This is a genomic window from Polaromonas sp. P1_E1_2, from assembly GCF_056406035.1.
Genome location: NZ_JBFUAZ010000059.1, coordinates 1 through 12,017 on the forward strand (window position 1 = coordinate 1; position 12,017 = coordinate 12,017).

Below are 12,017 nucleotides of genomic sequence, written 5' to 3' on the forward strand. Positions count from 1 at the left end.
CGCTGCAGGTGCTCGAAGGCTTGCCCGCAAGCGCCACCGTTGCGCAGGTTGCGGCCATGGATGCCGCGCTCTTCAAGCCCCTGGTGAGCGGCAAGCGTTATGCAGTGAGTGCGGCCTCGCCGCTTTGGCTGCGCATGACGCTGGCGCCGGGGGGTGTGGTGAATGGCACCGATTGGCTGCTGGAATTTCCCACCGTGATCGTGGATCGGTATGAGTTCTTTCAGCGCGATGCGGGCGGTGCATGGCGCATGGCTGTGGCCGGGGACTTTGTGGCGCATGTGCGGTGGCCTGTCGATTCGCTGCGGCCGCGTTTTCCGTTGCCGCAGCCCGGCGCGGACGCGCAGGACATTTTTGTCCGCGTGGTACATCGCTTGCCCGTCAATCTGAGTCCCGTGCTGGTAGGTACGGCAGAGGCGTCCCGGCGAGATGTGGTGCAGATGTTGTGGGTGGGCCTGCAGCTGGGGGTGATCATCACGCTGGCTCTCTTCTGCGCCCAGATGGCGCTGGCCTATCGCGACCGCACCTATGCCTGGTATGCCGGCTACCTTGTGTTTACCGTCATGGCCACCCTCTGCTACACCGGCGCGGCCCAGCGTTACCTGTGGCCCCACGCCACAACCTTTGCCAGCCACGCGATTGTGTTGTCTGTGATGGGCGCCCTGGCCTTCAACCTCCAGTTCACCCGGTCCATCTTCGGCGGGCTGCAGGGACGGAACTTTCACCGCATGGCGCGCGCGCTGGTTGCGCTGTGCCTCGTGTACATGACGGCCAGCCCCTTCGTTGAGCAGTATGACCGCATGGTGCCGATGTTTCACGCCATCACACTCAGCGTTTTTGCCTTCACCATCACCTGCGCATGGCGTGCCTGGCGGCGTGGTGTGGCCTTCGGCGGCTACTGGCTGCTGGTGTACCTGCCCTACCTTGTTTGCGTGGCCCTCGCCCTTRCCGAAAGCTCGGGGCTTATCAACGCGCCCTGGTTGCCCGGCGAAACTCCGGTCGCCGCTGCCCTGGTGGAGGTGGTGGTCATGATGCTGTGCATCAACGCCTGGAGCCGTCTGCGCCACGCCGATACAGTGCGCGAGCAGGCGGCCAAAGAGCACGATCCGCTCACCGGTTTCCTTAACAGGAAAACCTTTCGCGACCGCGCGGCCCGCATCTGGAACGCCGCGCCGGAGCTGAAGCGTGACCTGGCCATCATCTATGTTTCTGTGGAGCCGGCCGACCCGGACAGGCTGAACATCGTTGAGGCCGAAGAACTGCTGGCCCGCAGCGTGCGGCTGGTACGCACCATCACGCGCGACTTCGACACTGTGGGGCGGCTTGGCCGCAACATGCTGGGCATCGTGATGGAGGGCGTGATGCCGGGTGAAGCGTTCAGGGCTCGTCTGTCCCGGCTGGTGGCCCTGGGGCTGATGCGTGATACCGACGACCCCACCTCCATGGCGCTGCGGTTCACCGTGGCGGTGGGTAGCCGCCGTAGCGAGGTCGCAGACTTTGCGGCGCTCGACGCAGCGTTGCAGGGCCTGATGGTGGAGGATGACCAGGCCCAGCGCGCGATCCGTTTCCTGAGTCCGCCCGAAGCCGATGGCGACTCCATTCCCGTGCGCCGTTTCGGCTCCACACCTGGCCAGTTGCAATGAACCGCCCGCCAGGAGCTCCGGCTCCGTTTGCACGGCGGACCGTTGGTACCATGTGAGCGGTAGCCTTAACTGGGCGGGGAGCACCAATGTTCAATCAAACCGTGCGCGGCATGTATTGCCTGCGCTGCAGCAGCCGCAAGGTGGTGCGCGGAAATTTCGAAGCGGAGCGGTTCTATCCCTTGCGTGGCTTGCTGCGCTCCCTTGTCGGCAAGCCGGTGCTTTTGCAGAACCAGCATTCACATGCCTGCATGGACTGCGGCCTGGCCTGGAACGAAGTCGATGCCACCGAGCTGCGCAAAAACCTGCGCGCTTACGGCCTGGCGCCACACAGCACCGGCGTGATGGAGGCCGTGAACGAAGCGGGTGTTGATGTCCGTTTATGAGCGCCTGGTAAAACTGCAAAGGTCTTGTTGGGCCTGCGTTCTGGTTCCGGTGATTTTGTTGCTGGGCACATGGGTCGTCATCATCGAACCGCGCTGGGTCGCGCACCGCGAGATCAGTGAAACCGTTCCGGACTGGAAAGGGCCGCCCGGCCTGAAAGTGGCCATTGCGTCCGACTGGCACTTCACCAAACGCCCGCTGTGGCGCGTCATGACGGTAGAGCGTGCGCGTGACATCGTGGCGCAGATCAATGCCGCCCAACCCGACGTCGTGCTGTTGCCCGGCGACTTCATTGCCGACCGCGACTACAAGCCCGACACCGCCGCCACACCCGAAGACGAGATCGCCCAGGTGCTGGGCGGGCTGAAAGCCCGGCTGGGTGTCTACGCCGTCATGGGCAACCACGACTGGTGGCACGACGGCGAAAAATTCACCGCGGCATTCACCCGTGCGGGCATCACGGTGCTCGAGAACGACGCCGTGCCTCTGCCCGTGCCACCTGGGGCATCCGCAACGCCCGTCTGGGTGGTGGGCGTGGGTGACGACTACACCGGCCACTCCCAGCCGGCCAAGGCGATGAGCAAGGTGCCCAAGGGCGCGCAGGCGCTGGTCTTCATGCACGAGCCGGCCAGCCTGTTTGACTTGCCGCCGGTGCGCGGCCTGATCGTGGCCGCCCACACCCACGGCGGCCAGGTCAGCATTCCCTTCTACGGCCCGCCCGTGGTGCCCGGTGCCGGCCCGCGCGAATGGGCCCACGGCTGGGTGGCGCACGGCGACAATCGCATGTACATCACCAGCGGGCTCGGCGTCAGTATCCTGCCGGTGCGTTTTAATATGCGGCCTGAATGGGTGCTGTTCACCCTGGGTGGCACAAGCCCGCAAGCGGGCCATGAAAGAGAACCATGAAATTCGAGGCGGTGTTATTCGACTGTGATGGCGTGCTGGTCGACAGCGAGCCACTGACCAACGGCGTGCTCCGCGACATGCTCGAAGAGCTCGGCTGGAAGCTCGGCTCGGCCGAATGCATGGCCATGTTTGTCGGCAAGGCCGTCAAGGACGAAGCCGCCACCATCGAAGCCCACACCGGCAAGCCGCTGACCGAAGCGTGGATGCTGGAGTTTCGCGCCCGCCGCAACGAAGCCCTGGTCGAGTCGCTGCTGGCTGTGCATGGCGCAGTCGAGGCCGTCAGCCAGATCCACACGGCCTACCAGGGCCGCATCGCCTGCGCGTCCGGCGCCGACCGTTTCAAGGTCGAGCTGCAGCTGGAAAAGTGCGGCCTGATGCCATTCTTTGAGGGCAACATCTTCAGCGGGCACGAGCTGCCACGCTCCAAGCCTTTCCCGGATGTCTACCTGGCCGCCGCCGCCGCGCTGGGGGTAGACCCGAAGCGCTGCGCCGTGGTCGAAGACACCGTCACCGGCGTCACGGCCGGCGTGGCGGCCGGTTGCACGGTGTTTGGCTACAGCCCGCCCGAGCTGGGCCACGACGCGCCCGCAGCCCTGCGCGCTGCCGGTGCGGTGCATGTGTTCACGGCCATGGCCGATCTGCCCGCGCTGCTGGCCTGAAGCGCCGCAGTTTTTTTGCCAAAAAAGATGTCGATTCCGGTCGATTCCGGTCGAAGCCATTCGTCGTAGAGGTGTCAGCAACCACTTTTTGAAGGAAACACCGTGAAATACCTTTGCCTCGCCTATTACAACCCCGCCGAATTCGCCGCCATGCCGCCCGCCGACATGCAGGCCCTGGTCAGCCAGTGCCCGCCCAAAGACGCCCAGCTCAAGGCCACCGGCCAGCTGCGCGTCAGCGCCTCGCTGGGCGAACCCGCCATTCGCCTGCAGCCGCGCGGCAGCAAGACGCAGAAGATCGACGGCCCGTTCACCGAAGCCAAGGAGCTGGTGGGCGGCTTTTTCATCATAGACGCTGCCAACCCGGACGAAGCCGTGAAAACCGCCTCGCTGCACCCTGCCGCCACGCTGGGCGAGCAGGCCGGCTGGCGCATCGACATGCACCCCATCGATTTCTTTGAGCAGTACGACGGCAAGGCCTGACGCGGCTGGCTGGCGCCTGGCCGGCCTTTTTGGGCCATTTTCAGGCACAAAAAAGGCCTCTGACCCAATAACAACGGGCGCAAGCAGCTATTGTTTTGATAGCGTTTTCTTGTGAACTGAAAACCGGCTGAGTGCCTTTTGAGCGCCAAAAAGCGCCAAAAACAGGTGTTTTCAAGCATCAAAAGTGCCTGCAGCCCAATGGGAATCTGCGCGACCAGCTATTAAATTGATAGTGCCATCCATCGCTCCCGCAGGCCACCGACGCGCCACGCGGGCGACGGCCGACCCCGCTCAGCTCAAATCTGCACCCGCGTYCCCAGCTCAATCACGCAGTTGTTGGGCAGCCTGAAAAACCCYGCCACGCTGCCTGCGTTGCGCGACATCAGGGCGAACAGCGCCTCGCGCCAGTGCACCATGCCCGAGCCGCGCGTGGGCACCACGATCTCGCGGCTCAAAAAGTACGAGGTCTCGAACAGGTTGATGGGCAGGCCCTGGGCCTTGCACAGCTCCAGCGCTTTCGGAATGTCGGGCGTGTTCTTGAAGCCGTAGTTCACCTCTACCCGCCAGAAACCCGGTGCCAGCGGCTGCACCTGCACGCGCTCGGTAAACGGTATCCACGGCACTTCATGAAACACCACCGTCAGGATCAGGTTGCGTTCATGCAGCACCTGGTTGTGCTTGAGGTTGTGCATCAGYGCCTGCGGCACCGTGTCGGGGTTGGCCACCGCATACACCGCGGTGCGCTGCACGCGGTTCACGCTGTCGCCCGACAGCGCCGTCACAAAGGGCAACAGCTCCGGGTCGTCGTGGCGGATGCTTTCTACCAGCAGCTCGCGCCCGCGCCGCCACGTCGCCATCACGGTGAAGATCGCCACACCCAGCACCAGCGGAAACCAGCCGCCTTGCATGAACTTCAGCATGCACGACACCACCAGCAGCAGGTCAACCGCCACAAAAGTCACTGTCGCCGCAATCGCCAGCGGCAAGGGGTAGCGCCAGCCCTGGCGTATGACAAAGAAGGTCAGCAAGGTGGTGATCAGCATGGTGATCGTCACCGCAATGCCGTAAGCCGCGGCCATGGCCGACGAACTGCCAAAGCCGAGCACCGTGGCCAGCACGGCGGCCAGCAGCAGCCAGTTCACGCCCGGCATGTAGATTTGACCGGCCTCGCGCGCCGAGGTGTGCAGCACGCTCATGCGCGGCAGCAGGCCCAGCTGTATGGCCTGCCGCGTCATTGAATAAGCCCCCGAAATGACAGCCTGCGATGCAATCACCGTGGCCAGCGTGGCCAGCACCACGGCGGGAATCAGCCACGCTTCGGCAAACATGCGATAAAACGGGTTTTCCAGCGCGGCCGGGTCGCGCATCAGCAGCGCGCCCTGACCCATGTAGTTAATCGCCAGCGCCGGCAGCACCAGGCCGCCCCAGGCAAACTGGATGGGCCGCTTGCCGAAGTGGCCCATGTCGGCGTACAGCGCCTCCGCGCCGGTAAAGGCCAGTACGATGGCGCCCACCGCCACAAACATGTGCCAGCCCTGCGCGCTTAAAAAGCGAATGGCGTTCAGCGGGTTCAGCGCGGCCAATATGCCGGGTTGCTGCGCAATCTCAATCGCGCCGGTAAAGGCCAGCACACCAAACCACAGCACGATGACCGGGCCAAACAGCTTGCCGACCAGGCCCGTGCCATAACGCTGCACCGCAAACAGCCCCACCAGCACCGCCATGCACACCGGCAGCACATAGGGCTTGAGCGCGGGCGTCACCACCTCCAGGCCTTCGACCGCGCTGAGCACCGAGATCGCCGGCGTGATGACGCTGTCGCCGTAAAACAGCGAAGCGCCCAGCACGCCCGTCAGCAGCAGGGCGGTGCGCGCCTTCGGGTTGTGGCCTGCCGCCTTGGCCGCCAGCGCGGTCAGCGCCATGATGCCGCCTTCGCCGTTGTTGTCGGCCCGCAAGATCAGCAGGATGTACTTGAGCGTGACGATCATCATCAGGCCCCAGAAGATCACCGACACCGCGCCTATGAGGTGCGCCGCATCCAGCGGCACGCCCGTGGCGGGGCTGAAGATTTCCTTCATGGTGTAAAGCGGGCTGGTGCCGATGTCACCGTACACCACACCCAGCGCGCCCAGCGTCAGCGCCGCCACGCCTTCGCGGTGGCCTTTTTTACGTGTTGTGTTGTTGGCGGCTGTGGCCTGGCCCTCTGCAGCAGCATTCGCAGTCGTTGCGACATTTCCCATACATTCCATCCCTCAGTGAACAAGGTTTCACTGTCGGCGGGACAGCATCAGGAAAGCATAAGTGGGCTTAAGCAGGGGCTTTCAGTCCGTCGCCAGCCGGTAACCCACGCCGGTTTCGGTCAGTAAATGCCGGGGCTCGGCCGGTTCCTGCTCAATCTTGGCGCGCAGCTGCGCCATGTACAGCCGCAGGTAATGCACGTGCTCGGTGTATTCGGGCCCCCACACGTCGGCCAGCAGCTGCCGGTGCGTCACCACGCGGCCCGCACTGCGCACCAGCCGCGCCAGCAGCTTGAACTCGGTGGGCGTCAGGTGCAGGGTCTCGCCGTGCAGCTGCGCGGTGTGCAGCGTCAGGTCCACACGCAAACCATCAAGTTCATGCACCGTTACGGCCGCGGCCAGGGCCGTGCCGCGGTGGCGCAGCGCCACGCGTATGCGCGCCAGCAGCTCGCTCACGCTGAAGGGCTTGGTCAGGTAGTCGTCGGCGCCCGCGTCCAGCAGCTTGATTTTTTGCGCCTCCTGGTGGCGGGCCGACACCACGAGGATGGGCAGCGAATGCTTGCGCCGCACTTCCTGCACCAGCTCAGCGCCATCACCGTCGGGCAGGCCCAGGTCCAGCACAATCACGTCGGGCGGGTCGTTGCGCACCAGCGCGGCGGCTTCGCTCAGCGACACGGCCGTCTGTACCTCAAAGCCTTCCACCGACAGCGACGCGCGCATCAGCTCGCGCAGGTCGCGGTCGTCTTCCACCACCAGAAGGCGCAGGCTCATGGCTGCATCCCGGCGGGTTGCTGGGCCTCAATCGGCAGCGTCAGGGTAAAGACATTGCCTTCACCCGATTCGCCAACATCACGGCGCGACGATAAAAAGAGCCGGCCCTGGTGCGCCTCTGCAATGGCGCGGCACAGCGCCAGGCCCAGGCCCGCGCCACGCGGGCCAGACTGGTCGCCGCGCGCATAGGGCGCAAAGATGGCCTCGTACTTGTCTTTTGCAATCTGCGGGCCGCTGTCCTTTACCGCCAGCCGCAGCGTGTTGCCCTTGGCCTCCACCGACAGCGCAATCGCGCCGGTGCTGTACTTGAGCGCGTTGTCCAGCAGGTTGTCTACCAGCTGCGCCAGCAGCACAGGGTCGGCCTTGATCAGCGGCAGCCCGGCCTGCACGGTCGAGGTGATGCGGCGCTCCGGGTCACGCTTGCGCACACGCGCCAGCACGGTGCCCACAATTTCTTCCGGAGACTCCCATTGCCGCGCCGGCGGCTGCGCGGTGTTGGAAAGCTGCACCAGTTGCAGCGTGTTCTCCGTCACGGTCGAAAGGTAAGAGGCCTCGCTCACAATGCTGGCCAGCAGCCGCGCCTGCTCGGCGGCGGCCAGCTTGTCGCCCTGCGTCTGCAGCGCTGATGCCGCGCCCACCACTGTTGCCAACGGCGTGCGCAGGTCGTGCGAAATGGCCGCCAGAAAGGTGCTTTGCACCTGCTGGCGTTGTGCCTCGCCCTGCGCCGCCTGCATTGAGGTGCTGAGCTGCAGCCGCCACAACGCCTGCCCCAGCAGCGCGCACAGTGCTTCGGCATGTTCGCGCCCGCCGGTGTCGTGTGCCGGTGCGGGCTCTACCCGCGCGGCGCCGTGCATCTGCACCTTGTCGCCCAGCGGCAGGTACCAGGCGTTCAGTCCTGGCCAGCGCCCGGTGCCGGGGCCCAGCGTGGCCGCTTCGCGCATGCAGCACTTCATGCCGTCCAGCACCGAAGACTCCAGCACCGCCGCGTTCGACAGCTCGCCCCCGGCCTGCAGCGTGCCCAGCAGGCAGGGGCCTTCAAAGGCTTCGTCCAGCGCCGCCTGGCCCAGGGTGGCAATGTCGTGTGCCGTTGCCGCGGTGGAAAGCTGCGTGGCCAGGCCTTGCAGCTGGCGCGCGCGCTGTTCGTTCAGCTGCGCCACGGCCGTCTCGCGCCGCAGCCGCGCAGACAGGTGGCTGATGGCCAGCGCCACCAGCAGCATGCTGAAAATCGCAATCAGGTGATCCCGGCTCTCCACTTCAAAGGTAAAACGCGGCGGCACAAAAAAGAAGTTCAGCGCCGTCACGGCCACCAGCGCCGAGGCCACCGATTCCTTCCAGCCCATGGTGTAAGACACCACCACCACGACCAGCACATACAGCATGGCCTGGCTGGCAATCGTGACCTGCCTGTCAAGCAGCAGCCCGCCGACGGTGGCGGCCGCCAGCAGCAGCGCCACGATGGCCCAGTGGCGCAAACTTGTGCCGGTGGCGGGTGTGGGTTCAGCAGCTTTCATCATCAGAAGCCCAGCGTACCATCGGCCGCATCAGGATTGCATCAGGAAGGCTTGGCGAGGTGTGCAGGCGGGTATGGCGTGTCCAGGGGCATCAAAAACCCCGGAATTCTTGACTTGTATCAACTTTTGCCTATAAAAAGTGCCTGCAGCCCAATAGGAACCTGCGTAAGCAGCTATGAAATTAATAGCGGATAGACCCCCGCAGTACAGCCTTTCCGCTCCTTGTTGCCTCCCGCGACCACACATAACCCCACTGCCAAAATCGCCTCATCCTGTTAAGCTGGCTGCCCGACTTTTAATAACGATTTGAGAGACAACACCATGCCCGGACTCCTCCCCAACGTTGACCCTGACGGCCTGCTCGAGTTTTCGGTGGTCTACACCGACCGCGCCCTCAACCACATGTCAAAAAGCTTCCAGGGCGTGATGAGCGACATCTCGCGCATCCTCAAAGACGTGTACAAGGCGCACGCCGTGGCCCTGGTGCCCGGCAGCGGCACCTACGGCATGGAAGCCGTGGCCCGCCAGTTTGCGGGAGGCAAGCATGTCATGGTCATCCGCAACGGCTGGTTCAGCTACCGCTGGACGCAAATCTTTGACATGGGCCACATCCCCGCGTCGCACACCGTGCTCAAGGCCAAACAGACCGGCCCCGGCGCGCAAGCTCCCTGGGCACCCGCACCCATTGCCGATGTGGTCGCCGCCATCGCCAAGGAAAAGCCCGCACTCGTTTTTGCCCCGCACGTCGAAACCGCCTCCGGCATGATCCTGCCCGACAGCTACCTGCAGGCCGTGGCCGCGGCGGTGCATGCCGTGGGCGGCCTCTTTGTGCTCGACTGCATTGCCTCCGGCGCGATGTGGGTCGACATGAAGGCCACCGGCGTTGACCTGCTCATCTCTGCCCCGCAAAAAGGCTGGAGCAGCTCACCCTGCTGCGCCATGGTCATGCTCAGCGAACGCGCCCGCGCCGCGATAGACGGCACCGCCAGCTCCAGCTTTGCGTGCGACCTGAAGAAGTGGATGCAGATCATGGAAACGTATGAAAACGGCGGCCATGCCTACCACGCCACTTTGCCCACAGACGCCCTCACGCGCCTGCGCGCCGCCATGAAAGAAACGCAAGACTACGGCTTTGCCAAAGTGAAGGCCGAGCAGGAAGCCTTGGGCGCCAAGGTGCGCAAACTGTTTGAAAGCCGCGGCCTGCCCAGCGTGGCCGCCGAAGGCTTCAAGGCCCCGGGCGTGGTCGTCAGCTACACCACAGACCCCGACATCCAGTCAGGCAAAAAATTTCTTGCGCAAGGTTTGCAAACCGCCGCCGGCGTGCCGCTGCAGTGTGACGAGGGCGCAGACTTCAAGACCTTCCGCGTCGGCCTGTTTGGCCTCGAGAAGTGGCACCAGTCTGACCGCACCGTCGGCCAGCTTGCCGCTGCGCTCGACCAGATCGGCCTGACCGAGAAGGCGCGCCAGGCTGTCGCGGCCTGAGCGGCTGTTTCTCATCGGGAGCTTCGGCTCCCTTTTTTATTTCTTCCTTCCGTTCTATCAATCCATTTATTCCTGAAGAGACGTATCAATGAAATGCGCTTTGGTCGGTTCCCGTTTTTTCGCAGCCTCGGTGTTTGAGGCGCTTCGCAAAGAAGAAGGCATTGAGTTCACCAGCATCGTCGCCCCCGCCGAGGACGACCGGCTGGCGATTGCCGGCCGCGCCGCCGGCATCCCCGTGCACGTGCTGGCCAACCCCAAGATCGTGCCCGGCGAGGCGATTGCCGAAGGCACCGAACTCATCATCGCCGCGCACACGCATGCCCGCGTAAGCGACGACGCACTCGCACGCTCCCGCCTGGGCGGCATCGGCTACCACCCCTCGCTGCTGCCACGCCACCGCGGCATTGCAGCCGTTGAATGGACCATTCTGGAAGGCGACCCGATTGCCGGCGGCTCCGTTTACCACCTGGCCGACGGCTGGGACGCCGGCGCCATCGCCGCGCAAGACTGGTGCTTTGTCAAAAAAGGCGAAACCGCCCGCGAACTGTGGGAGCGTGCCCTGGCGCCCATGGGCCTGGCGCTGCTCAGCAAAGTCGTGCACCACGCCCGTCTGCAAGGCAGCCTGCCCGCCGACGTGCAAGACCCGGCCTTCGCCACCCGCGCCCCCATGCTGCGCAAGGCCGTGGTGCTGACCGAAGAGATCTCATCCGCCAACACATCGTTGGTCGTCTCCATCGTCGGCACTGATCGGCAAGGCATCGTCAGCGCATTGGCCGACAAAGCCCAACGCTTCGGCGCCAACTGGGCCGCCAGCCGCATGACACGCCTGGCCGGTGAATTCGCCGGCATGGTCCACTTCGAAGTCCCGCGCGAAAACGCCGACAACCTCGCCAACTCACTGCGCGGCCTGCAGTCCAGCGGCCTGCAAGTGGTCGTCGCCAAAAGCGACGGCGCCAACACCCCCGCGGCCCTGCGCGTGTTTGAACTCGAACTGGTAGGCGAAGACCGCCTGGGCATCGTCAGCAACCTGACGAAAATGCTCGCCGAGCGCGGCATCAGCATTGAAAGCATTCACACCGACATCGTGCGCAGCGGCGTCTCAGGTAAACAGACCTTCAAGGTCGAGGCGCATTTGCTGGTGCCGGCCAAGTTGTCGGTGGAGGCATTGCAGAAAGAGCTGGGCACGCTGGCCAGCGAGATGATGCTGGATATTGCGCTGGGGGAGCGGCAGGTTTCCGGCAAGTGAGCTGAGATTCGGTTTGTCCGGCGTGGTGGCTGAGAGTGGTGGCAGTAACGGCGAAGGCAAGTTCCGTCGCCACATCAAATTGGCATCAGTTGAAGACATCACGGGCAAGCATGTTCATGACTATCTTGCTTTGGCGTTCAAGATGTCGGCGAAGACGTGAGGAGGCCAATTGCGTGCCCATTTGAAACAGAAAATAATCGATGTTTGCGAAAACAAAATCAAAGAGAAAGGCGAAAACGTCGGCCTGTCTTTCTACGCGTTTTTTGCCAACAAGAATGACAACCCGGAGCTCCTGATGGAGGCCGCAAAATGGTGGATCCAAACGCACCGGCTGGACCACTTTGAGAAAGCGTTGAAGATCAGGCGTCTGGTTGAGCAGGAAGCAGTCGATTGAGAAAACCGTGCCTTGATGCAAGTCATCCTCCAGGGCCATGTCCGCCCCCAGGCACCATCTCTTTTTTCAGGCGAACCCCAAGACGGCTGACAAGCCGCCTTCAAGGATGCCAGCGCGAAACCGCCCGCGGCGTATGGGCCGACTTGCTTCCGGCGAGCGCATACGACAGCTGGTTCGCCGCGCGGATGACACTCTTTGCGTGCTTCATCAGTTTGGTTTTTGACAGCCGCGCACTCGGGCCCGAGATGCAGATGGACCCCAGCAATCGCCAGTTAAGGCCGAACACCGGCGCCGCCACACTGGCCACTTC

General features: G+C 64.0%; 12 protein-coding genes. 7 read left to right on the forward strand and 5 right to left on the reverse strand.

Going from position 1 to position 12,017, the window contains the following annotated elements:
- The 5 genes from AC1D1P_RS05295 to AC1D1P_RS05315 form a co-directional block, all read left to right on the forward strand.
- The coding region (locus AC1D1P_RS05295) for a 7TM diverse intracellular signaling domain-containing protein (protein WP_477672298.1) at nt 1-1,640 on the forward strand (1,640 nt) is incomplete at its 5' end.
- A gap of 86 nt (nt 1,641-1,726) precedes the next feature.
- On the forward strand, nt 1,727-2,023 hold the full coding sequence (locus AC1D1P_RS05300; RefSeq protein WP_457282841.1) for a hypothetical protein: 297 nt from the start codon (nt 1,727-1,729) through the stop codon (nt 2,021-2,023).
- Nucleotides 2,024-2,072: 49 nt separating this feature from the next.
- Nucleotides 2,073-2,927 (forward strand): metallophosphoesterase, encoded by an 855-nt coding sequence (locus AC1D1P_RS05305; protein ID WP_477672299.1) that lies wholly within the window; start codon nt 2,073-2,075, stop codon nt 2,925-2,927.
- Nucleotides 2,924-3,586 (forward strand): HAD family hydrolase, encoded by a 663-nt coding sequence (locus AC1D1P_RS05310; RefSeq protein ID WP_477672300.1) that lies wholly within the window; start codon nt 2,924-2,926, stop codon nt 3,584-3,586. Before AC1D1P_RS05305 ends, AC1D1P_RS05310 begins: the two co-directional genes overlap by 4 nt.
- A gap of 102 nt (nt 3,587-3,688) precedes the next feature.
- A complete protein-coding gene (locus AC1D1P_RS05315) occupies nt 3,689-4,066 on the forward strand; it encodes a YciI family protein (RefSeq protein WP_457282846.1) in 378 nt (125 codons plus the stop codon).
- A gap of 296 nt (nt 4,067-4,362) precedes the next feature.
- Here the strand turns inward: AC1D1P_RS05315 and AC1D1P_RS05320 are convergent, their stop codons facing one another.
- The 3 genes from AC1D1P_RS05320 to AC1D1P_RS05330 all read right to left on the reverse strand — a co-directional run bounded on the left by AC1D1P_RS05320 (nt 4,363) and on the right by AC1D1P_RS05330 (nt 8,588).
- The gene (locus tag AC1D1P_RS05320) at nt 4,363-6,306 is read right to left on the reverse strand and encodes a potassium transporter Kup (protein WP_477672301.1); all 1,944 of its coding nucleotides are present in this window, start codon (nt 6,304-6,306) and stop codon (nt 4,363-4,365) included.
- Nucleotides 6,307-6,387: 81 nt separating this feature from the next.
- Nucleotides 6,388-7,074 carry a response regulator gene (locus AC1D1P_RS05325; protein ID WP_477672302.1) on the reverse strand — a complete coding sequence of 229 codons (687 nt, stop codon included), beginning with the start codon at nt 7,072-7,074 and terminating at the stop codon, nt 6,388-6,390.
- Nucleotides 7,071-8,588 carry a sensor histidine kinase gene (locus AC1D1P_RS05330; protein ID WP_477672303.1) on the reverse strand — a complete coding sequence of 506 codons (1,518 nt, stop codon included), beginning with the start codon at nt 8,586-8,588 and terminating at the stop codon, nt 7,071-7,073. Before AC1D1P_RS05330 ends, AC1D1P_RS05325 begins: the two co-directional genes overlap by 4 nt.
- A gap of 318 nt (nt 8,589-8,906) precedes the next feature.
- Between AC1D1P_RS05330 and AC1D1P_RS05335 the strand changes: the two genes are divergently transcribed.
- Nucleotides 8,907-10,067 carry an aminotransferase class V-fold PLP-dependent enzyme gene (locus AC1D1P_RS05335; protein ID WP_477672304.1) on the forward strand — a complete coding sequence of 387 codons (1,161 nt, stop codon included), beginning with the start codon at nt 8,907-8,909 and terminating at the stop codon, nt 10,065-10,067.
- 88 nt (nt 10,068-10,155) lie between these two features.
- Nucleotides 10,156-11,313 carry a formyltransferase family protein gene (locus AC1D1P_RS05340; RefSeq protein ID WP_477672305.1) on the forward strand — a complete coding sequence of 386 codons (1,158 nt, stop codon included), beginning with the start codon at nt 10,156-10,158 and terminating at the stop codon, nt 11,311-11,313.
- Between the two features lie 85 nt (nt 11,314-11,398).
- Here AC1D1P_RS05340 and AC1D1P_RS05345 read toward each other — a convergent pair whose 3' ends face one another.
- Nucleotides 11,399-11,746, reverse strand: a complete 348-nt coding sequence (locus tag AC1D1P_RS05345) for a hypothetical protein (protein WP_477672306.1) — start codon at nt 11,744-11,746, stop codon at nt 11,399-11,401.
- A gap of 61 nt (nt 11,747-11,807) precedes the next feature.
- A partial coding sequence (locus AC1D1P_RS05350; RefSeq protein ID WP_477672307.1) for an IclR family transcriptional regulator domain-containing protein occupies nt 11,808-12,017 on the reverse strand: 210 nt, incomplete at its 5' end.

Bases quoted from the DNA above. Each gene is read 5' to 3' on its own strand.
- AC1D1P_RS05340 (WP_477672305.1), top strand. From the start codon at position 10,156: ATGAAATGCGCTTTGGTCGGTTCCCGTTTTTTCGCAGCCTCGGTGTTT.
- AC1D1P_RS05310 (WP_477672300.1), top strand. From the start codon at position 2,924: ATGAAATTCGAGGCGGTGTTATTCGACTGTGATGGCGTGCTGGTCGAC.
- AC1D1P_RS05335 (WP_477672304.1), top strand. From the start codon at position 8,907: ATGCCCGGACTCCTCCCCAACGTTGACCCTGACGGCCTGCTCGAGTTT.
- AC1D1P_RS05300 (WP_457282841.1), top strand. From the start codon at position 1,727: ATGTTCAATCAAACCGTGCGCGGCATGTATTGCCTGCGCTGCAGCAGC.
- AC1D1P_RS05325 (WP_477672302.1), bottom strand. From the start codon at position 7,074: ATGAGCCTGCGCCTTCTGGTGGTGGAAGACGACCGCGACCTGCGCGAG.
- AC1D1P_RS05345 (WP_477672306.1), bottom strand. From the start codon at position 11,746: ATGGCCCTGGAGGATGACTTGCATCAAGGCACGGTTTTCTCAATCGAC.
- AC1D1P_RS05330 (WP_477672303.1), bottom strand. From the start codon at position 8,588: ATGATGAAAGCTGCTGAACCCACACCCGCCACCGGCACAAGTTTGCGC.